Consider the following 19,803-nt stretch of genomic DNA (forward strand, 5'->3'; position numbering starts at 1 on the left):
GGTGTGCACCTAGGCTCGGCGGCATGGCCAACGTCCTCGTGATCGGTGGTGACGCCGCCGGCATGAGTGCCGCGGCGGCGCTGCGCCGTCGTCTTCCCGATGCGTACGAGGTCGTGGTGCTCGAGCGCGACGAGTGGACCTCGTACTCCGCGTGCGGGATCCCGTACTGGATCGCCGGCGACGTCGACTCGGCCGACGACCTGGTCGCGCGCTCGCCGCAGGAGCACCGGGCCAACGGCATCGACCTGCGCACGGGAACCGAGGCCGTCGAGATCGACGTCGAGGCGCGCGAGGTCGAGGCGCGGCACCTCGAGTCGGGCTCCGTCGAGCGGATCCCCTTCGAGGTGCTGATCATCGCCACCGGAGCCGAGCCAGTGCGGCCCGACCTCCCGGGCATCGACGGTGACGGCATCCTCGGCGTGCAGTCGCTGGGCGACGGCCAAGCGGTCATCGGTGCCCTCGAGCGCGATCCCGAGCACGTCGTGGTCGTCGGCAGCGGCTACATCGGTCTGGAGATGGCGGAGGCGTTCGTCGTCCGCGGCATCCGCACGACGGTCGTCGAGCGGGCGCCCACGCCGCTGTCGATGATCGAGCCGAGCCTGGGTCAGAAGGTCGCCGCGGCGATGCGCGGTCGTGGCATCGAGCTCCGCACCGGGGCAGCGGTGGAGGGCTTCGTGCTCGACGACGACGGTCGTGTGACCGGTGTCGAGATCGACGGCGAGATGCTGCCGGCCGACCTCGTCGTGCTCGGGCTGGGTGTCACCGCCCGGTCGGGGCTGGCCGCCGACGCGGGGCTCCCCACGGGCGTCAAGGGCGGCATCGTCACCGACGCCCGCCAGCGGGTTGCCGGAGCCGATCGCATCTGGGCGGCCGGCGACTGCGTCGAGACCCGCGACCGCACGACCGACCTGCCGATCCACCTTCCGCTCGGCACGCACGCGAACAAGCAGGGCATGGTCGTGGCCGACGACGTCGCTGCGACGCTCCTCGAGGAGCCGAACCGGTTGACGTTCCCCGGCGTCGTCCAGACCGCCATCACCAAGTTCTGTGCGCTGGAGATCTCGCGGACGGGGCTCGGTGAGCAGCAGGCCAGGGATGCGGCGTTCGACCCGGTCGTGGTCTCGATCGAGACGAGCGCTCGCGCGGGCTACATGCCCGAGGCGGGGGAGATGACCGTGCTGCTCGTGGCCGACCGCGGATCGCGCAGGTTGTTGGGGGTCCAGGTCATCGGCACCGAGAACGCGGGCCTTCGGGTCGACGCCGCCGCCACCGCGCTCACGGCCGGCATGACGGTCGATGACGTCGTGATGCTCGACCTCGCCTACGCGCCGCCGTTCGCGTCGGTGTGGAGCCCCGTCCAGGTCGCGGCCCGCGCGGCGGTCAAGGCCCTGGACGCCTGAGACCGCCGAGGCTGGAATACTGGCCGTGGACGTCCTCGCGACTCCTCCCCATGAACCCGCCGTGACCCAGGAGCCTCCATGCCCGTCGCCACTCCCGAGATCTACGCCGAGATGCTCGACAAGGCCAAGCGCGAGTCGTTCGCGTACCCCGCCATCAACGTCTCGAGCTCGCAGACCCTGAACGCGGCCCTCGCCGGGTTCGCCGAGGCCGAGAGCGACGGCATCATCCAGATCTCGACCGGCGGCGCCGAGTACCTCTCCGGCCCGACCGTCAAGAACATGGTGTCGGGCTCGCTGGCCTTCGCCGCGTTCGCGCACGAGGTGGCCAAGAAGTACCCGGTCAACGTCGCGCTGCACACCGACCACTGCCCCAAGGACAAGCTCGACGGCTTCGTCCGCCCGCTGATCGCGGCCTCGCAGGAGCGCGTCGACGGTGGTGGACTGCCGTACTTCCAGTCGCACATGTGGGACGGCTCGGCCGTGCCGCTGGAGGAGAACCTCGAGATCGCGAAGGACCTCCTCGCGCGCGCGTCGGCCGCCAAGATCATCCTCGAGGTCGAGATCGGCATCGTCGGTGGCGAGGAGGACGGCGTCGAGGGTGGCATGGGCGAGCACCTCTACACGACCCCCGAGGACGCGCTCGCCACGGCGGCCGCGCTCGGGCTCGGTGAGCAGGGGCGCTACCTGACCGCGCTGACGTTCGGCAACGTGCACGGCGTCTACAAGCCGGGCAACGTCACGCTGCGTCCGGAGATCCTCAAGGCCGCGCAGGAGGCCGTCGCCGCGCAGCACGGCCCGGATGCCGATGCGCGTCCCTTCGACCTGGTCTTCCACGGCGGCTCGGGCTCGCTGCCCGAGGAGATCTCGGCCGCGGTCGACTACGGCGTCGTCAAGATGAACGTCGACACCGACACCCAGTACGCGTTCACCCGTCCGGTCGCCGGTCACATGCTGGCGAACTACGACGGCGTCCTGAAGGTCGACGGCGAGGTCGGCAACAAGAAGCAGTACGACCCGCGCGCCTGGGGCAAGGCCGCCGAGGCCGGCATGGCCGCCCGCATCGTGCAGGCCTGCACCGAGCTGCGGAGCACCGGCACCAAGCTCTGAGCGACGCCGATCGCGCGAAGCCCCTCCCGGACCTCGGTCCGGGAGGGGCTTCGTCGGTCCGGGAGGGTGCGGTGACGGTGGATGGTGGATCGGCTCGACGACAGCTGAGCGACAAGCGGCCACGGACCACCAGCCCGGCGGGCGGTGAGTGAGCGCCCATGCTCCCGCGGCAGCGGTGAGACAGCGTCCGATTCGCAGTGCGGATCGGACGCTGAGTCACCCCCAAGCGAACGGTTCGGACGCCAACTCACCGCCCGCTCGTGGTCCGTGGCTGCGTGTCCGGCATGACGGTGATCCGTCAGGTGTCGGCAGGGGTCAGGCCAGGTAGGCCCGCGCGAGCCGCTTCCAGACCTCGAGGTTGGGGTCGAGGCGGTGGTCGCGCGGCTCGAACGTGTAGGTCAGGGCCACGCCCCGCATGCTCGTGAGGAGGAGCGACGTGAGGTCGGCGAACCGCTCGTGGGCGGCGAGGTCCGGTCCGAACATGTCGGCGATCGCGGCGCGGATGACCCGGCCGAGGTCGTGCTCGGGAGGTGCGAGGGCCGCGGCGAGGGCCGGGCTGTTCTTGGCGGCCACCCACAGCTCGAGCGTCGCGGCGAACAACGGACCGTGGAGCGTCTCCCACAGCGCTTCGATCGAGGCGTCGACGTCACCCACGGTGCGCTCGGGCTGGCCGTCGAGGTCAGCGGTGCGCGCGGTGGCGAGGTGCTGCACGGCGGCGATCAGCAGGTCGTCGCGCGACGGGAACTGGTGCAGGATGCTGCCCCGCGAGACGCCGGAGCGACCCTGTACCCGGGAGATGGTGGCCGCGGCGTATCCCTCCTCCGCGAGGCACGCGACGGCCGCCTCGAGGATGAGCAGACGGGTGTCCCAGGCGCGTTGCTGCACCGGAAGGGTGGCCGTGGGCGGCTGGGTCACCTCGGCAGGATATCGCAGTCTGAGCATTCGCGACTAGTACGGCTTGACTAATTGACGGGTGGAGTGCCACGGTGTGGTCCTCACCACATCGAGGAGTCCGCCATGAGCTCGTCCGTCGTCGTTGCCGGGGTCGGCATGGTTCCGTTCACCAAGCCGAGTGCGGGCTCGCGCTACGAGCAGATGGGCGCGAGTGCCGCCCGGGCCGCGCTCGACGACGCGGGCGTCCCGTACGCCACGGTCCAGCAGGCCTACGTGGGCTGGGTCTACGGCGACTCCACCTCGGGCCAGGCCGCGCTGTACGACGTGGGCCTCTCGGGGATCCCCATCGTCAACGTCAACAACAACTGCTCGACCGGCTCCTCGGCGCTCTTCCTGGCGCGCCAGGCGGTCGAGTCCGGCGCCGTCGAGTGCGCGCTCGCGCTCGGCTTCGAGCAGATGGCCAACGGGGCGCTGACGATGGGGTTCACCGATCGGACCTCGCCCTTCGCGCGGTTCGACGACGCGATGGAGCCCCTGATCGACCGCACCGAGGCGCCGTTCGCGGCGCAGATGTTCGGTGGTGCGGGCCGGGCCCACATGGACCTGTACGGCACGAGCGCCGAGACGTTCGCGCGGATCTCGGTCAAGGCCCGCCAGCACGCCGCGAACAACCCGTACGCGGTGTTCCGCGACCAGGTCACGGTCGAGCAGGTCATGGCCGCGCCGGCGATCTCGGACCCCTTGACCCGACTGATGTGCTGCCCGCCGACCTGCGGGGCCGCGGCCGTCGTCGTCTGCACGCCGGAGTTCGCGCGCAAGCACGGCCTCGACGCCTCGGTCGTGATCCGGGCGCAGGCCATGACGACCGACGGCCCGAGCACCTTCGACTCCCGCGACATGCGCCGGATCGTCGGCTACGACATGTCGGCCGCTGCCGCGGGCCAGGTCTACGAGGACGCGGGCGTCGGCCCCGAGGACCTCGCGGTCGTCGAGCTGCACGACTGCTTCAGCACCAACGAGCTGCTGTCGTACGAGGCGCTCGGCCTGACGCCCGAGGGCACGGGTGAGAAGTTCGTGATGGACGCCGACAACACGTATGGCGGCCGGGTCGTGACGAACCCCTCGGGCGGGCTGCTCTCGAAGGGACACCCCCTCGGTGCGACGGGTCTCGCCCAAGCCACCGAGCTCGTGTGGCAGCTGCGCGGCACCGCCGGCCCGCGCCAGGTCGAGGGCGCACGGCTGGCGCTGGCCCACAACATCGGGCTCGGCGGCGCTGCCGTCGTCACCCTGTTCGAGAAGGCGGCCTGACGTGGTGCTCGACCACCGCGCGGCGCTCGACGTCGTGATCCCCGACCTCGACGTCACGCTGGAGCGCGGTCGGCTGCGCAGCTTCGCCGCTGCCGTGGGCGACGCCGACCCGATCCACCTCGACGTCGAGGCGGCCCGGGCCGCCGGCCATCCGGACGTGCTCGCGATGCCGACCTTCCTGTTCTCGCTCGAGCTCGAGCACCCGGAGCCGTTCGGGTACCTCGACGCCCTCGGCGTCGACCTGCGCGGGGTCCTGCACGGGGAGCAGTCGTTCACGTTCCACGCCGCCCTCCATGCGGGTGACACCGTGACGGTGCGCTCCCGTATCACCGAGGCGTACGCCAAGAACCCCCAGATGGACTTCGTGGTGAAGCACACCGACGTCCTCCGCGGCGACGAGCTCGTCGGCGAGTCGGACTCGCTGATCGTGGTCCGGCAGGTCGCCGCGTGAGCGCCCTGCAGGCGTCCGGCCTCGACCTGGCTCCCGGCGCCGAGCTGCCGCCGCTCGAGGTCGGGTCCATCAGCCGCACCACGCTGGCGCTGTTCGCCGGCGCCTCGGGCGACCACAACCCGATCCACGTCGACCTCGACGTCGCCCGGTCGGCCGGGCTCGACGACGTGTTCGCGCACGGGATGCTCTCGATGGCCTACCTCGGCCGTCTCCTGACCGGCTGGGTCCCGCAGCACCGCATCCGTACCTTCGGCGTGCGATTCGTCGCCATCACCCCCGTCCTGGCGCGCCCCGTCTGCCACGGCACGGTCCGCGACGTCACCGACGGCCTCGCGACGATCGACCTGGCCGTCCGGCTCGCGGACGGCACCACCACGTTGACCGGCTCCGCCGTCGTCGACCTCACCGAAGGAGCCGCATGACCACGCTGCACGGCAGGACCGCGATCGTCTCGGGATCGGGCCGCGGCATCGGACGCGAGATCGCGCTGACGCTCGCGTCGCGCGGGGCCGCCGTCGTGGTCAACGACCTCGACGCCGAGCCCGCCCGGGAGACCGTCGCCGCGATCGAGGCCGCCGGCGGGCGTGCGGTGGCGCACGTCGGCAGCGTCGTCGAGGAGGGCTTCGCCGAGGGTTTCGTCGCCGCGGCGACCGACACCTTCGGTGGGCTCGACATCGTCGTCAACAATGCCGGCTACACGTGGGACAGCGTGATCCAGAAGATGGGCGACGAGCAGTTCGACGCGATCCTCGACGTCCACCTCAAGGCGCCGTTCCGGATCCTGCGGGCGGCACAGCCGGTCATCTCTGCGGCCGTGAAGGCCGAGCGCGCCGCGGGCTCGTCGCGGGTGACCCGCAAGGTCGTCAACATCTCCTCGATCGCCGGCACCGCCGGCAACACCGGCCAGGTCAACTACTCGGCCGCGAAGGCCGGCATCATCGGCGTCACGAAGACGCTCGCCAAGGAGTGGGGGCGCTACGACGTCACGGTTAACTGCGTCGCGTTCGGGCTGATCCGCACCCGCCTGACGGAGGCGCCGGCCGGGGGTGGCTCGACGATCGACGTCGACGGGCGCGAGCTCGCGGTCGGCGTGAATCCCGAGCTGCTCGCCCAGCTGGAGCGGGGCATCCCGCTCGGGCGCGCCGGCACCCCGGCCGAGGCGGCGGGCGCCGTGGCGATGTTCTGCTCACCCGACTCCGACTACGTGAGCGGGCAGACGCTGGTCTGCGGAGGCGGGTTCGAGTGACCGTGCGTGTGGCGGCGTCGGGGCCCGTCACCACGGTGACCCTGGACCGTCCCGGCACGCTGAACGCGGTCACGCACACCCTCGTGGCCGACCTGCGCGACGCGCTCACCACGATCGGCGACGACCCCGGCTGCCGGGCCGTCGTGCTCACCGGCGCGGGTCGCGGCTTCTGCTCCGGCATGGACCTGCGGCTGGGACTCGGCGCCGACCGTGACGAGGCCACGCTGATGATGCGCACCGCCGTCGCCGCGATCGCACTGATGCGGAGCATCCCGCAGCCCGTCGTCGCGGCGGTCGGCGGACCGGCCGTCGGCGCCGGCTTCGCCCTGGCCTCGGCCTCCGACCTGCGGATCGCCGGGCCGGAGGCGGCGTTCAGCGCACCATTCGTCCGGCTCGGGATGAGCGCGGGCGACCTCAGCCTGTCGTGGTTCCTGCCCCGCCAGATCGGTGCGGCCCGGGCGAGCCAGCTGTTCCTGACCGCAGGCTCCCTCGACGCGACGGAGGCGCTCGAGCTCGGCTACGTGAGCGAGGTGACGCCCGATCCGGTCGCGCGGGCCGTGGAGCTCGCTCAGCAGATCGCCGAGCAGCCCGTCGCCGGCGTGCGCGAGACCAAGCGGCTCCTGAACCGCAGCATCACGGGTGACGGATTCGAGGAGCACCTCGAGCGCGAGCTCCAGACCCAGGTCGACCTCGCCTTCGCCGGCGACCTCGACCAGGCCCGGGCGGACTTCGTCCACGCCCGCCGTACTGCCACCACACCCCACTGACCGACCGGGAGGCCGACCACCATGCGACTCACGACTGCCCTGCACCGGGCCCTGCAGCAGGACCCCGACCGCCAGCTGACGATCTACGGCGAGCGCGTGCGCACCGTGGCCGAGAGCGCCGACCAGGTGGCCCGGCTCGCCGCGACCCTGGGTGGTCTCGGTGTCACCCCGGGCGAGCGGTTCGCGATCCTGTCGCTCAACTCCGACCGGTACCACGAGGCGCTGCTGGCGGCGGCCTGGAGCGGCACGGTCGTGGTGCCGCTCAACATCCGCTGGGCGCTGCTCGAGAACTCGTTCGCGCTGCGGGACGCGGGAGCGCGCGTCCTGCTGGTCGACGACGCCTTCGCCTCGATGGCACCGCGGCTGCGCGACGAGTGCGAGGCGTTGACCGCCGTCGTCCACATCGGCGACGGCCCCACGCCCGAGGGCTGCCTCGCGCTGGAGGATCTCCTGGCGGATCAGGAGCCGGCCCCTGATGCGGGTGCCGGTGACCAGGACCTGTTCGGCATCTTCTACACCGGTGGCACGACCGGGGCGCCGAAGGGCGTCATGCTCAGCCACGACAACGTGATGGTCAACGGCCTGGCCACGCTCACGACCCACCGGGTGATCGGGCGCGGACGCCTGCTGCACGCCGCACCGATGTTCCACCTCGCCGACGTCGCGGCGTGGAACTTCGGTCAGCTCGTGGGCGCGACCCACGTCATCGTGCCGATGTTCGAGCCCGTCTCGGTGTGCCGGGCGATCGAGCAGCACGACGTCACCGACGCCCTCCTCGTGCCCACCATGATCCAGATGCTCGCCGATCATCCCGAGACCGCCGACCACGACCTGAGCGGGGTCCGTCGCGTCATGTACGGCGCCTCGCCGATGTCGGAGGCCGTGCTCGAGCGCGCGATGAAGGTGTTCACGGGTGCCGACTTCACCCAGGCCTACGGCATGACCGAGCTGTCGCCCGTCGCCACGCTCCTGCTGCCCGAGGACCACCACGACCCCGTGCTCCGCCGCTCCGCCGGGCGCGCGATCGCCGAGCTGGAGGTCCGCATCGTCGACGCGTTCGACGTCGAGGTCCCGCGGGGCCAGGTCGGTGAGGTCGCGGTACGCGGCGACAGCGTCATGCTCGGGTACTGGAACCGCGACGACGAGACCGCGGCGGCACTGCGCGGTGGATGGATGCACACCGGCGACGGCGCCTACATGGACGAGCGTGGCTACGTGTTCATCGTCGACCGGGTCAAGGACATGATCGTGACCGGCGGGGAGAACGTGTACTCGGTCGAGGTCGAGAACGTCGTCGCGCAGCACCCGTCGGTCGCGGCCTGTGCGGTGATCGGTGTGCCCGACGACGCCTTCGGCGAGCGCGTCCACGCCGTCGTCGTGCTCCAGCCCGGTGCGTCGCTCACGGGCGAGGAGCTCACCGACTTCTGTCGCCCGCACATCGCCAATTACAAGCTGCCCCGCACGACCGAGGTCGTCGACGCGCTCCCGATGTCCGGCGCGGGCAAGATCCTCAAGCGCGAGCTGCGCAGCCAGCACTGGTCGGGGGAGCGCGGCGTGCACTGACGCCGAGCCGCAGTCGACGCCGTGTCGACACGAAACGTCACTGACACGCGAACTCACACGGTCTTGTTCCGAGTGGAACCAGTCGGCAACATCTGAGCCGTGGACTTGGTCCATGACCACGCGCCACCTGGATTCCCACCGCCATATCGGGCGGCTGCCGGAGTTCGCGTTCTACGGCGGCCCGCCGGTCCAGGCCGACGTGACCGCGAAGGCGACCGTGGCCGAGTTCCTTGCGACCCTCGACGACGAGCGTACCGAGCGGGCGCTCGTGCTGCCGAACTACGGCGTGCCGATCCCCGACGCCGCGTTCGACCTCAACCCGCTCGCGATCGAGGCCGCGCAGAAGGACGACCGCGTCGCCTGCGGCCTCTGGGTCTCGCCGAAGGCGTCCGACGCGGAGCGCAACGACGGCGCCCTCGCGCTGGCGACCGAGCACGGGGTCAAGGCGCTCAAGACCAGCTTCCTCCTGGGCGGCTCGCCCACCGATCCCGACTGCGCCGAGCAGATCGACCGCATCTTCACCACCGCCGCCGAGCACGACCTCGTGGTGCACGTGCACACCTCGCCGGGCGCCGCGAGCGACATCGACCAGGTCGGCCACCTCGTCGAGCGGTACGGCGACGACACCAAGATCCACCTCGTCCACCTGGGCGGCGGGATGAGCGGGCACATGAAGCTCATCGGCGGCCGGCTCTTCGACTGGATCGAGGCCGGCAAGCAGGTCTACACCGACACGAGCTGGACGATCGGGTTCGCCCCGCTGTGGCTCGTGAGCGAGATTGAGAAGCGCGGCATCGGCCACGACCGGATCCTGTTCGCGACCGACGCGCCCTGGGGCGACTTCGCGGGCGAGCACGCGCGCCTGGCGGCCGCCGCCGGCGACGGCGAGCTCGCCGACCACTTCTTCCACCGCAACTTCGAGGCGCTGTACGGCACCTGACCTCGACCACCAGCCCTGGCCCGCAACGGCGCGACGCCAGTACCGCACGACACCTCACCCCACCGCAGCACACAGGAGAACCCATGACCGACGTCGACGCCCAGCTCGCCGCCAACATCGAGGCCTCGCTCGCCGAGATCGCCCACCCGTCGCTGCCCAAGGGCACGAACCTCTACGGCTCCACCAAGCTGTTCCCGGACTACCAGGCCGAGGAGGGGCAGTCGTACTTCACGCTCATCCACGGCATCCCGCACGAGTCCTCGGTCAGCTTCGTCGCGATCCTGCAGGCCACCCGCGCGCTGCGGAAGGGCTTCGAGACGGCGATCTACTTCTACGGCCCCGGCACCCTGGCGTGCTCGGCCAACCGCGGGTTCCCGACGACCGGTGACGCCGGCTTCCCGGGCGAGCTCAACATGAACGCGTCGCTCGAGACCTACATCGCCGAGGGCGGCACGGTCTACTGCTGCCGCTTCGGCCTGGCGCTGCACGGCATCCGCGAGGAGGACCTGATCGAGGGCGTCATCCCGGCGCACCCGCTCGACGTGCAGGACGCGATCATCCACTACGCCCGCAAGGGCGCGATCATCAACTCCGTCTACAACCTGTGATCCCAGCGGCCCACACCACCAGGGACTGAGGAGACCACATGAACGCGCCCAGCAGCGGAGCCACGGCCACCCGCACCAGCACTCGAGTCGACGTCGCCATCCAGGGCATCCGACTGCTCGATGCGCCGGTCAGCCGGCAGTCGGGCGCGGGACCGAGCGACGACGGTCACGTGCTGCTCGGGGGGATCGGGACCGCGATCCCGATCAACCCCGACAGCCCGTTCACGATCAACCGGGGGCGCCTGCTCCTCGACGGGGCCGACACCGGTCTCGGCGTGGAGCCGGTGCGCCGCCCGCAGTTCTACGACCTCGAGACCGCCGACGGCATCTCGTACGAGAAGATCGCGCGCCTGCACTCGGCCAACGTCCTCGCGACGACCGTGGTGCAGACGTGCGTCAGGTACGACGAGGCCGAGCGGTGCCGCTTCTGCGCGATCGAGAAGTCGCTCGAGGCGGGCTCGACGATCGCGGTCAAGACCCCCGCGCAGATCGCGGAGGTCGCCAAGGCGGCCCAGGACCTCGACGGCATCACGCAGATGGTCATGACGACCGGCACGTCGAACGGTCGTGACCGCGGCGCCACCCACCTGGCACGGTGCGTGCGCGCTGTCCGCGAGGTGCTGCCCGATCTCGCGATCCAGGTGCAGTGCGAGCCGCCGGCCGACCTGCGGACCATCACCGACCTGTACGAGGCCGGCGCCCGCTCGATCGGCATCCACGTCGAGTCGATGGACGACGACGTCCGCCGGAGGTGGATGCCGGGCAAGTCCTCGGTGCCGCTCGACGAGTACCGGGCCGCGTGGCGCGAGGCCGTGCGGGTCTTCGGCCACAACCAGGTCTCGACCTACCTGCTGGTGGGGCTCGGCGAGGACCCCGATGAGATGGTCGAGGCCGCGCAGGAGCTCGTCGACATGGGCGTCTACCCGTTCGTCGTCCCGTTCCGGCCGCTGGCCGGCACGCTCGCGACCGACGTCGACCAGGTGCCGCCGCCCCCGGCGGAGATCCTGCAGGACGTCACCCGGCGCGTCGCGCACGCGCTGATGGAGGCCGGCATGCACGGCTCCGACCAGGCCGCGGGATGCGCGGCCTGTGGTGCCTGCAGCGTCCTGCAGTCCGAGGGGGCCTGAGCGCCATGACCACGACCCCGGCCCACGGACGCGTCGACCTCGACCGCGGCATCCTCACCGGTGTCCGGCCGCTGCCCGGACCGACCTTCCTGGTCGAGCAGGCACAGACCCAGGGACAGCTCGACGCCTACCGGGCCCTGCGGCGCGAGGTCTTCGTGGCGGAGCAGGAACTCTTCGCCTCCGACGACGCCGACCGCGTCGACGACGACCCGCGCGCGATCGTCCTGCTGGCGCGGACCGCCGACGGCACGCTGCTCGGCGGGGTCCGGATCGCGCCGGCGGTCGAGGGTCGTGACATCGGCTGGTGGTCGGGCAGCCGCCTGGCGGTCAGCGCGGTGGCCCGCGCCCACGCCGGGATCGGTGGGGCCCTCGTGCGCGCCGCGTGCGCCCGGGCCGAGGCCGAGGGGGCCCTGCGCTTCGACGCGACGGTGCAGGCCCAGAACGAGCCGCTCTTCGTGCGGCTCGGCTGGACCACGATCGGGTCCCTCGACGTCCACGGTCGTGCGCACGTGCACATGCTCTGGCCGATCGACCGCGTCGAGCGACTCGCCCGCGCCACCAAGGCGGCGCTCGGCACGCTGCTCGACGGACTCGGGCTGGACGGACTCGGGGCTCCGGCGGGTTTCGTCGGCGACGACGCCGCCCCGGTGCCCGGCTCCGACCTGCTCGCCGCCTGCGACGCGATCCTGCCGTCGATGGTCGAGCGTGACCCGGAGTGGGCGGGCTGGTGCGCCGTCCTGGTCAACCTCAACGACATCTCCGCGATGGGCGCCTCTCCCGTCGGCCTGCTCGACGCCGTGGGCGCTCGCGACGCCTCGTTCGCCCGACGGATCCTCCGGGGCCTGCGCGCCGCCTCCGAGGCGTGGGGCGTGCCGGTGCTCGGCGGGCACACCCAGCTCGGCGTGCCGGCCTCGCTCAGCGTCACGGCCCTCGGCCGCGCCGACCGTCCGGTCCCCGGTGGCGGGGGCCACCCGGGTGAGTCCCTGCGGCTCACGGCCGATCTCGGTGGGGAGTGGCGCCCTGGCTACACCGGCTCGCAGTGGGACTCCTCGTCGCACCGCCGGTCCGACGAGCTCCGCGCCCTCGCGGGCGTCGTCCCGGCGTTGCGGCCCACGGCCGCCAAGGACGTCAGCATGACCGGCGTGATCGGCACGACCGGGATGCTCGCCGAGGCCAGCGGCTGCAAGGCCGTGCTCGACGTCGCCGACATCCCGACGCCGGCCCGGGCGACGGCGGGCGACTGGCTCACGTGCTTCCCGGGATTCGCGATGGTCTCGGCCGAGCGCACCCCGTCACGGGAGGTGCTGTCCGGCCACGGGCTCCCTCCGCACGTCGACACCGCCGTCTGCGGACGGCTGACCGTGGGCCACGGCGTCGACCTGCGCTGGCCCGACGGGCTCGTGACCTCGGCGATCGCCGACACCGTCACAGGACTCGGAACTTCCGACTCGAGGAGAATCGCATGACGATCACCACCCTGGCCGCCGCGTCGGCCAACTTCGGACGCGACCTCGACGAGGCCTACGCCCTGATCGGCCGGCTGGTCGCCGAGGCGCGCAGCCGCGACGTCGGACTCCTGGCGCTGCCGGAGGCGGCGCTGGGCGGATACCTCTCGACGCTGCACACCGACGGTGACGGGCCCGACTCGTTGCCGCCGATCATCGACCTCGACGGCCCCGAGCTGCGCCGGGTCGCCGAGATCGCGGGCGACATGACGCTCGTCCTCGGCTTCTGCGAGGCCGACGGCGCGACGCGCTACAACTCCGCCGCGGCCCTGACGGGTGACGGCGTGATCGGCGTGCACCGCAAGGTGCACCAGCCCCTCGGTGAGAACCTCTACTACGAGGCGGGCGACGTCTACGAGACCTTCGCGACGCCGGTCGGTCGCGTCGGGATGCTGATCTGCTACGACAAGGCTTTCCCCGAGGCGGCTCGTGCGCTGGCCCTCGACGGGGCCGAGGTCGTGGCCTGCATCTCGGCCTGGCCGTCGTCACGCACGGCCGGCGCGGGCGACATCGCGGACGACCGCTGGACCAAGCGGTTCAACCTGTTCGACCAGGCGCGGGCGCTCGAGAACCAGATCGTGTGGGTCGCCGCCAACCAGGTCGGGACGTTCGGCTCGATGCGGTTCGTCGCGAACGCCAAGATCGTCGGTCCGGGCGGCGACGTGCTCGCCACCACCGGCAGCGAGGCGGGCCTGGCGATCGCCGGGGTCGACCTCGACGAGGCCCTCGGGACGGCACGCCGGTCGATGTTCCACCTGCGCGACCGCCGGCCCGACACCTACGTGACGGAGGCGCCGGTCCATGCCTGAGATGACCGTGACGGTGCGCTGGCCCGACGGCCACGTCGCCGACTGCTACTCGCCGTCGCTCGTGATGCACGACCACCTGGCGCCCGGCTCGACCTACCGGGTCGACGAGTTCGCCCGGCGTTCCGCCACCGCGCTGGCGGAGGCGAGCGAGCGGGTGCGCGCGAGGTACGGCTTCGCCTGCACCGCGTCCGCCGCCTCGCTGGAGCGGATCCAGGCCACCGCTGCGGGATTCGCTCCCGCCGACCTCGTCGAGGTCCTCGACATGCAGCCGCCCCTCCCCGAGACGTCACCGTCCACCGCCCAGGAGTCGTCATGACCATCCCCGTCGCGATCGTGGGCGCCGGCCAGGCCGGCCTCTCGATCAGCTGGTTCCTGACCCGCGAGGGGGTCGACCACGTGCTGCTCGAGGCGTCGACGCCGGCCCACGAGTGGACCGACCGCCGCTGGGACAACTTCACCCTCGTGACGCCGAACTGGCACTGCCGCCTCCCCGGCTACGCCTACGAGGGCGACGATCCCGACGGCTTCATGAACCGCGAGGAGGTGGCCGCGTGGCTCGCGGGCTACGCCGCGTCGTTCGACCCGCCGGTGCGCGAGCACACTGCGGTCACCCTGCTGACCCAGCGCGAGGGGGGCGGCTTCGTGCTCACCCTGCGCGGGCCGGACGGTGAGGAGTTGCTGGAGGCCGAGCACGTCGTGCTGGCGACCGGCGGCTACCACCTGCCGATCGTGCCGCCCTTCGCCGCGGGCATCGATCCGTCGATCACGCAGGTGCACTCGGCCGACTACCGCAACGCGGCGCAGCTGCCCGAGGGCGACGTGCTGGTCGTCGGCTCGGGCCAGTCCGGCGCGCAGATCGCGGAGGACCTCCACCTCGAGGGCCGGAAGGTCCACCTCGCCCTCGGTGACGCGCCTCGCGTCGCCCGGTTCTACCGCGGCCGCGACTGCATGACCTGGTTGTCCGACATGGGCCTCTACGACACCCCGGTGCAGCAGTACCCCGGTGGTCGCGCCGCCCGCGAGAAGACCAATCACTACGTGACCGGCCGTGAGGGCGGGCGCGACATCGACCTGCGCCAGTTCGCCGCCGAGGGCATGCGTCTCTACGGCCTGATGTCCGGCGCCGAGGGCACGAGGCTCTCGTTCGAGCCGACCATGACGGCCGCACTGGACGCGGCCGATGCCGTCTACAACTCGATCTGCCGCGACATCGACGCCCACATCGAACGGGAGGGCATCGACGCGCCTCCGGGCGGACAGTACGAGCCCGTGTGGGCGCCTGACCACGAGCCGAGGATGCTCGACCTCGCCGAGGCCGGCATCACCTCGATCGTGTGGGGCATCGGCTACCGACCCGACTACCGCTGGGTCAAGGTCGGGGTCTTCGACGGCGCCGCGGCGCCGACCCAGACCCGCGGCGTCACCTCGGTCCCGGGCCTGTACTTCCTCGGGCTGCCGTGGATGCACACGTGGGGATCGGGCCGGTTCGCCGGGATCGCGCGCGACGCCGAGCACGTCTTCCACGCCATCGTGGGGGCCCGACGTCCCGCCGTGGCCGAGCACTAGACCGTGCGCCTCGCCGCCGTCGCCGCGCACTTCGGCCGGGACGTCCCGCGCGCCCTCGACAAGATGGCCGGCATCGTGGCCGACGCCCGGGAGGCGGGGGTGGACCTCCTGGTCTTCCCCGACGCGACCCTGGGCGGCTACCTGGCCGACCTGCGCAGCCCGGACCCGAACGCGCTGCCCCCGGCGTTCGCCGAGGACTCCACCGAGGTCGGGCGGGTCGTCGCGATGGCCGGCGCCATGGTGGTCTGCTTCGGCTACACCGAGGAGACGCTGGTCGACGGCGAGCTCCGGCACCACAACGCGGCGCTGTGCGTGACCGGCGACGGGATCCTGGGGCGCCACCGCAAGGTGCACCAGCCGGCGGGGGAGTCGCTCGTGTACGCGGCCGGCGACGCGTTCGAGGCCTTCGACACCCCGGTCGGCCGGATGGGGATGCTGATCGACTACGACAAGACCTTCCCGGAGTCCGCCCGCACGCTCGCGCTCGACGGCGCCCAGGTGCTGGCGTGCCTCTCGGCGTGGCCGGCCAGCGTGACCGATCGCGCCTCGCGGCTGCCGCAGGACCGCCAGTCGCGCCTGTTCGACCTCTACGACAGCGCCCGGGCCGCCGAGAACCAGGTCGTCTGGGTCTCGTCGAACCAGACCGGTGTCATGGGTGGCCTGCGGTTCCTCGGACAGGCCAAGGTCGTCGGTCCCGGTGGGGACGTGCTCGCGCGGACGTGGTCGAAGGGGGCCCTGGCGGTCGCGGAGGTCGACGTCGCGCTCGAGATCGCGCGGTCGCGTCGGATCCTGCACCACCTCCAGGAGCTCACGCCCGGCAGCTACCGGAGCGGCGGGACGCCATGACGGCCCTGCGACTCGCGCTGCTGACGTACTCGTCGAAGCCTCGCGGCGGTGTCGTCCACACGCTCGCACTGGCCGAGGCGCTCGCGGCACTGGGCCACGACGTCCACGTGTGGACCCTGGCGCGGGGCGGTGACGCGAGCTTCTTCCGCCCGGTCGATCGTGCCGTGACGGTCCACGTCGTGCCCTTCCCGTCGGTCGACGGGGAGGAGGTCGGCGAGCGGATCCAGCGGTCCATCGCCACGCTCGGTGAGGCGTTCGCCCGGGATCGATCGGGCTACGACGTCGTGCACGCCCAGGACTGCATCACGGCCAACGCGGCCATGTCCGCGGGCGTGCCGTGCGTCAGGACGATCCACCACCTCGACACCTTCACGACCCCCGAGCTCGCGGCCTGCCACGAACGGGCGGTGGTCGACCCGGCAGCTCGCATCTGCGTGTCCGAGGCCGTGGCAGCCGAGGTGCGTCAGGGGTGGGGCCTGGCACCGACCGTGATCCCGAACGGGGTCGACGCGGCGTGGTTCGAGGCGGGCGCCGAGGACCAGGTCGGCCGCGCGCGGTGGGCCGACAAGCTCGGCCCGTACGTCCTGGCGCTGGGCGGCATCGAGCCGCGCAAGGGCAGCATCGACCTGCTGGAGGCCTACGCGATGCTGCGGCGCCGGGTGCCGGAGCTGCGCCTGGTGTTCGCCGGTGGGGAGACCCTGTTCGACTACCGCGACTACCGGCGGGAGTTCGAGCGGCGGGCCGGCCAGCTGGCGGTCGACCACGAGGTGCTCGGCGTCGTCGACCACGCCGACCTGCCGTCGCTCGTGGCGCAGGCGCAGGCGCTGGCGTTCGTGTCGACCAAGGAGGGCTTCGGGCTCGCCGCGATGGAGGCGCTGGCGGCAGGCGTGCCGGTCGTGGCGCGCGACCTGCCGGTGCTGCGCGAGGTGTTCGGCTCCGCCGTCGCCTACGCCGGCTCGCCGCTGGGGATCGCGGCGGCCCTCGCGACCGCCGTGACGTCGCCGGCCGCGCCGGAGGCCGGTCGTGAGCTCGCGCGCAGCTACACGTGGGAGCGAGCCGCGCGGTCGCACGCCGCGTTCTACGAGGCCCACCTCGCCGGACGCCTCCCGCCGCGATGACGAGCGTGCCGATCGGGCGGGCGTTCACGGTCCTGGCCGAGCGGGAGCCGGACCGTCCGGCGGTCACGGTCGGCGACCGGGTGGTCACGCGGGCCGAGCTGGAGTCGCTCGCCAACCGTCTCGCCCGCACCTGGGCCGGCGACGGGGTGGGGGTCGACGACCTGGTGACGGTGAGCCTGCCGAACGGTCTGGACTTCGTCCTCGCCTGCGTCGCGGCATGGAAGCTCGGCGCGACGCCGCAGCCGCTGTCGCCCCGGCTGCCGGAGCCCGAGCGGTCCCGGGTGCTCGAGCTCGTGGCGCCCCGGCTCGTCGTCGACGGGCCGGTGCGGCTCGGCACGACCGATGACGCGGCGCTGCCCGACGCGGTGGCCGCGTCGTGGAAGGCGCCGACCTCCAGCGGCAGCACGGGCGTGCCGAAGCTGCTGCGCGACCCGAACCCGTCGACCGTCGACCCGGACGGCGTGGTCGCGCCGTTCGTGCCTCGGGAGGTCGTGCAGCTCGTGTCGGGACCGCTGTTCCACGCAGCGCCGTTCGTCTACGCGATGCGTGGGCTCATGACGGGCCACGAGCTCGTGGTGCTGCCGCGGTTCGACGCCGGAGCGGTGCTCGCGGCGATCCAGCGGCACCGCGTGGGGTGGGCGATGCTCGTGCCGACCACGATGGCCCGTATCTGGGAGCACCCCTCCCGACCGTCGACCGACGTGTCGTCGCTGCACTCCGTGATGCACATGGCGGCGCGGTGCCCCGAACCCCTCAAGCGCGCGTTCCTCGCCTGGCTCGGCGCGGAGCGGGTCGTCGAGGTCTACGCCGGCACCGAGGCGCAGGGGCTCACGATGATCCGCGGCGACGAGTGGCTCGAGCACCCGGGCTCGGTCGGGCGGCCGATGCCCGGCTCCCGCTTCCGCGCCGTGCGGCCGGACGGTTCCCCGTGCGCTCCCGACGAGATGGGCGAGCTGCTCATGCAGCGCGACGGCGGCCTGCCCGGGTGGCACGGACTCCGGGACGCGGGGTGGATCGACGACGACGGATACGTGTTCGTGGCCGACCGGCTCGACGACGCGATCACCACGGGCGGGGTCACGGTGCACCCGGCCGACGTGGAGGCCGTCGTCGACGCCCACCCGGCGGTGCGGTCGTCGGTCGCGGTCGGGCGACCCGACCCGGCCCGGGGGGAGGCGGTCCACGTCGTCGCGGAGTCCGAGGTGGACGCGGACGTGCTGCTCGCCTGGGTGCGCGACCGTCTGGACCCCGAGAGGCGACCCCGCACCCTCGAGGTCACCTCCGAATCTCTCCGTGACGACACCGGCAAGGTCCGTCGCTCCCGCCACCGCTGACCCGGGTCGTCGAAGTCTGCCGTGCGGTTCCGGCCGTCCCGCGGGAGGGTGGAACCCCCCACGTCGAACCCTGCAGGAGGAATGACCCATGCCGACCCTCGCGATCATCGGTGCCGGATCCAATCTCGGAGCCGCCGTGGCCCGACGGTTTGCGCAGGAGGGCTTCTCGGTCGGGCTGGTCTCGCGCAACGTGTCCCGCACCCGCCAGCTGGCGGAGGCGCTGCAGGCCGAGGGCATCGAGGCCCGGGCGTACAGCGCCGACGTGCGCCGCCCCGCCTCCCTCCGCGACGCGCTCGACGCCGTCTCGGCCGACCTCGGGCCGGTCGACGTGCTGCAGTACAGCCCGCTGCCGGCCAAGGAGTACTTGCGCCCGGTGCTCGAGACCACGGTGGAGGACCTCCAGCCCGCGCTCGAGTTCTCGATCCTCGGCCCGCTCGCCGCGATCCACCACGTGACCCAGCACATGCGATTCCTCGGCCGCGGCACGGTGCTGCTGGTCAACGGCGGAAGTGCCGTGCGGCCGGTCGCCAAGTTCGCCGGCACCTCGGTCGCGTTCGCCGGTGAGTCGGCCCTCGGTCAGATGCTGCACGAGGCGCTGGCCCCGGACGACATCCACGTCGGGCAGCTCATCATCCCGGGGTCGATCGAGCCCGGCCACCCGCGCAAGGACCCCGAGGTCCTGGCCGAGCTCCTCTGGACGATGCACCGCGACCACGGCGACTTCCGCGTCTTCGCGCAGGACCTCGACGCCGAGTGACCGGGGCGGGCGGTGGCCCCCGACCCCCGGCTAGGGTCGGGGGCATGAACAACCTGCTGGGCGAACCGCCGGAGACCCTGCTGCCCGAGGACCCCGGTGCCGCTCGGATCGCGGCCGGCGAGCCCGCGCGCGACGTCGCCGCGACGGTGCCCGAGTCGACCCTGGCGTGGGCCCTGCTCGCCGCCGAGGCGCTGGCCGGAGGAGGCGACGTCGAGGGCTACGCCTTCGCCCGCACGTCGTACCACCGCTCGCTCGACCTGCTGCGTCGCAACGGCTGGAAGGGCTTCGGCCCGGTGCCGTGGGCGCACGAGCCCAACCGCGGCTTCCTGCGGGCGCTGGCGGTCCTGGCCGACGGCTCGGAGCGACTCGGCGACGCCGACGAGGCCCATCGCTGCCGCGAGTTCCTGCGGGAGTCGAGCCCGGAGGCGTACGCGATCCTGGTGGGCTGAGGCCTTAC

At 72.4% G+C, this 19,803-nt stretch carries 21 protein-coding genes; 20 read left to right on the forward strand and 1 reads right to left on the reverse strand.

Going from position 1 to position 19,803, the window contains the following annotated elements; all coding sequences use genetic code 11:
- Positions 1-23: 23 nt before the first annotated feature.
- Both V6S66_RS03085 and fbaA read left to right on the forward strand, forming a co-directional pair.
- Positions 24-1,400, forward strand: coding sequence for an FAD-dependent oxidoreductase (locus tag V6S66_RS03085; protein WP_334205296.1), 1,377 nt, complete (start codon positions 24-26; stop codon positions 1,398-1,400).
- 78 nt (positions 1,401-1,478) lie between these two features.
- Positions 1,479-2,507: a class II fructose-bisphosphate aldolase gene (gene fbaA / locus V6S66_RS03090; RefSeq protein WP_334205297.1), complete on the forward strand. Its 1,029-nt coding sequence runs from the start codon at positions 1,479-1,481 to the stop codon at positions 2,505-2,507.
- A gap of 315 nt (positions 2,508-2,822) precedes the next feature.
- On the opposite strand, the gene V6S66_RS03095 is transcribed toward fbaA, so the two are convergent.
- Entirely contained in the window at positions 2,823-3,422 is a 600-nt protein-coding gene (locus V6S66_RS03095; protein WP_334205298.1) for a TetR/AcrR family transcriptional regulator, read from the reverse strand.
- Positions 3,423-3,524: 102 nt separating this feature from the next.
- Here V6S66_RS03095 and V6S66_RS03100 point away from each other — a divergent pair, with 102 nt between their 5' ends.
- The 18 genes from V6S66_RS03100 to V6S66_RS03185 all read left to right on the forward strand — a co-directional run bounded on the left by V6S66_RS03100 (position 3,525) and on the right by V6S66_RS03185 (position 19,795).
- Positions 3,525-4,709: a lipid-transfer protein gene (locus V6S66_RS03100; protein ID WP_334205299.1), complete on the forward strand. Its 1,185-nt coding sequence runs from the start codon at positions 3,525-3,527 to the stop codon at positions 4,707-4,709.
- A gap of 1 nt (position 4,710) precedes the next feature.
- A complete protein-coding gene (locus tag V6S66_RS03105) occupies positions 4,711-5,160 on the forward strand; it encodes an FAS1-like dehydratase domain-containing protein (protein ID WP_334205300.1) in 450 nt (149 codons plus the stop codon).
- On the forward strand, positions 5,157-5,582 hold the full coding sequence (locus tag V6S66_RS03110) for a MaoC/PaaZ C-terminal domain-containing protein (protein WP_334205301.1): 426 nt from the start codon (positions 5,157-5,159) through the stop codon (positions 5,580-5,582). The genes V6S66_RS03105 and V6S66_RS03110 overlap by 4 nt, the downstream gene beginning before the upstream one ends.
- The gene (locus V6S66_RS03115) at positions 5,579-6,406 is read left to right on the forward strand and encodes an SDR family NAD(P)-dependent oxidoreductase (RefSeq protein WP_334205302.1); all 828 of its coding nucleotides are present in this window, start codon (positions 5,579-5,581) and stop codon (positions 6,404-6,406) included. The genes V6S66_RS03110 and V6S66_RS03115 overlap by 4 nt, the downstream gene beginning before the upstream one ends.
- The gene (locus tag V6S66_RS03120) at positions 6,403-7,173 is read left to right on the forward strand and encodes an enoyl-CoA hydratase/isomerase family protein (RefSeq protein WP_334205303.1); all 771 of its coding nucleotides are present in this window, start codon (positions 6,403-6,405) and stop codon (positions 7,171-7,173) included. Before V6S66_RS03115 ends, V6S66_RS03120 begins: the two co-directional genes overlap by 4 nt.
- A gap of 21 nt (positions 7,174-7,194) precedes the next feature.
- Positions 7,195-8,736 carry a long-chain-fatty-acid--CoA ligase gene (locus tag V6S66_RS03125; protein WP_334205304.1) on the forward strand — a complete coding sequence of 514 codons (1,542 nt, stop codon included), beginning with the start codon at positions 7,195-7,197 and terminating at the stop codon, positions 8,734-8,736.
- Positions 8,737-8,848: 112 nt separating this feature from the next.
- Complete coding sequence (locus V6S66_RS03130) at positions 8,849-9,676, forward strand: amidohydrolase family protein (protein ID WP_334205305.1); 828 nt, start codon at positions 8,849-8,851, stop codon at positions 9,674-9,676.
- An 83-nt stretch (positions 9,677-9,759) separates the two neighbouring features.
- Positions 9,760-10,284 carry an MSMEG_0572/Sll0783 family nitrogen starvation response protein gene (locus tag V6S66_RS03135; RefSeq protein WP_334205306.1) on the forward strand — a complete coding sequence of 175 codons (525 nt, stop codon included), beginning with the start codon at positions 9,760-9,762 and terminating at the stop codon, positions 10,282-10,284.
- A 38-nt stretch (positions 10,285-10,322) separates the two neighbouring features.
- Positions 10,323-11,411: an MSMEG_0568 family radical SAM protein gene (locus V6S66_RS03140; protein ID WP_334205307.1), complete on the forward strand. Its 1,089-nt coding sequence runs from the start codon at positions 10,323-10,325 to the stop codon at positions 11,409-11,411.
- A gap of 5 nt (positions 11,412-11,416) precedes the next feature.
- Entirely contained in the window at positions 11,417-12,877 is a 1,461-nt protein-coding gene (locus V6S66_RS03145) for an MSMEG_0567/sll0787 family protein (RefSeq protein ID WP_334205308.1), read from the forward strand.
- The gene (locus V6S66_RS03150; protein ID WP_334205309.1) at positions 12,874-13,725 is read left to right on the forward strand and encodes a carbon-nitrogen hydrolase family protein; all 852 of its coding nucleotides are present in this window, start codon (positions 12,874-12,876) and stop codon (positions 13,723-13,725) included. Before V6S66_RS03145 ends, V6S66_RS03150 begins: the two co-directional genes overlap by 4 nt.
- Positions 13,718-14,041 carry an MSMEG_0570 family nitrogen starvation response protein gene (locus V6S66_RS03155; RefSeq protein WP_334205310.1) on the forward strand — a complete coding sequence of 108 codons (324 nt, stop codon included), beginning with the start codon at positions 13,718-13,720 and terminating at the stop codon, positions 14,039-14,041. The genes V6S66_RS03150 and V6S66_RS03155 overlap by 8 nt, the downstream gene beginning before the upstream one ends.
- Positions 14,038-15,291, forward strand: coding sequence for an MSMEG_0569 family flavin-dependent oxidoreductase (locus V6S66_RS03160; protein WP_334205311.1), 1,254 nt, complete (start codon positions 14,038-14,040; stop codon positions 15,289-15,291). The genes V6S66_RS03155 and V6S66_RS03160 overlap by 4 nt, the downstream gene beginning before the upstream one ends.
- 3 nt (positions 15,292-15,294) lie before the next feature.
- Positions 15,295-16,137 carry a carbon-nitrogen hydrolase family protein gene (locus V6S66_RS03165; RefSeq protein ID WP_334205312.1) on the forward strand — a complete coding sequence of 281 codons (843 nt, stop codon included), beginning with the start codon at positions 15,295-15,297 and terminating at the stop codon, positions 16,135-16,137.
- The gene (locus tag V6S66_RS03170; protein ID WP_334205313.1) at positions 16,134-17,255 is read left to right on the forward strand and encodes an MSMEG_0565 family glycosyltransferase; all 1,122 of its coding nucleotides are present in this window, start codon (positions 16,134-16,136) and stop codon (positions 17,253-17,255) included. Before V6S66_RS03165 ends, V6S66_RS03170 begins: the two co-directional genes overlap by 4 nt.
- A 5-nt stretch (positions 17,256-17,260) precedes the next feature.
- Positions 17,261-18,589, forward strand: a complete 1,329-nt coding sequence (locus tag V6S66_RS03175) for an AMP-binding protein (protein ID WP_334205314.1) — start codon at positions 17,261-17,263, stop codon at positions 18,587-18,589.
- 88 nt (positions 18,590-18,677) lie between these two features.
- Positions 18,678-19,346, forward strand: coding sequence for an SDR family NAD(P)-dependent oxidoreductase (locus V6S66_RS03180; protein WP_334205315.1), 669 nt, complete (start codon positions 18,678-18,680; stop codon positions 19,344-19,346).
- A gap of 44 nt (positions 19,347-19,390) precedes the next feature.
- Entirely contained in the window at positions 19,391-19,795 is a 405-nt protein-coding gene (locus V6S66_RS03185) for a DUF3151 domain-containing protein (protein WP_334205316.1), read from the forward strand.
- Positions 19,796-19,803: the final 8 nt, after the last annotated feature.

The organism is Aeromicrobium sp. Sec7.5, assembly GCF_036867135.1.
Lineage (GTDB): Bacteria > Actinomycetota > Actinomycetes > Propionibacteriales > Nocardioidaceae > Aeromicrobium.

Bases quoted from the DNA above. Each gene is read 5' to 3' on its own strand.
- V6S66_RS03085 (WP_334205296.1), top strand. From the start codon at position 24: ATGGCCAACGTCCTCGTGATCGGTGGTGACGCCGCCGGCATGAGTGCC.
- fbaA (WP_334205297.1), top strand. From the start codon at position 1,479: ATGCCCGTCGCCACTCCCGAGATCTACGCCGAGATGCTCGACAAGGCC.
- V6S66_RS03100 (WP_334205299.1), top strand. From the start codon at position 3,525: ATGAGCTCGTCCGTCGTCGTTGCCGGGGTCGGCATGGTTCCGTTCACC.
- V6S66_RS03115 (WP_334205302.1), top strand. From the start codon at position 5,579: ATGACCACGCTGCACGGCAGGACCGCGATCGTCTCGGGATCGGGCCGC.
- V6S66_RS03125 (WP_334205304.1), top strand. From the start codon at position 7,195: ATGCGACTCACGACTGCCCTGCACCGGGCCCTGCAGCAGGACCCCGAC.
- V6S66_RS03130 (WP_334205305.1), top strand. From the start codon at position 8,849: ATGACCACGCGCCACCTGGATTCCCACCGCCATATCGGGCGGCTGCCG.
- V6S66_RS03135 (WP_334205306.1), top strand. From the start codon at position 9,760: ATGACCGACGTCGACGCCCAGCTCGCCGCCAACATCGAGGCCTCGCTC.
- V6S66_RS03140 (WP_334205307.1), top strand. From the start codon at position 10,323: ATGAACGCGCCCAGCAGCGGAGCCACGGCCACCCGCACCAGCACTCGA.
- V6S66_RS03145 (WP_334205308.1), top strand. From the start codon at position 11,417: ATGACCACGACCCCGGCCCACGGACGCGTCGACCTCGACCGCGGCATC.
- V6S66_RS03150 (WP_334205309.1), top strand. From the start codon at position 12,874: ATGACGATCACCACCCTGGCCGCCGCGTCGGCCAACTTCGGACGCGAC.
- V6S66_RS03155 (WP_334205310.1), top strand. From the start codon at position 13,718: ATGCCTGAGATGACCGTGACGGTGCGCTGGCCCGACGGCCACGTCGCC.
- V6S66_RS03160 (WP_334205311.1), top strand. From the start codon at position 14,038: ATGACCATCCCCGTCGCGATCGTGGGCGCCGGCCAGGCCGGCCTCTCG.
- V6S66_RS03170 (WP_334205313.1), top strand. From the start codon at position 16,134: ATGACGGCCCTGCGACTCGCGCTGCTGACGTACTCGTCGAAGCCTCGC.
- V6S66_RS03180 (WP_334205315.1), top strand. From the start codon at position 18,678: ATGCCGACCCTCGCGATCATCGGTGCCGGATCCAATCTCGGAGCCGCC.
- V6S66_RS03185 (WP_334205316.1), top strand. From the start codon at position 19,391: ATGAACAACCTGCTGGGCGAACCGCCGGAGACCCTGCTGCCCGAGGAC.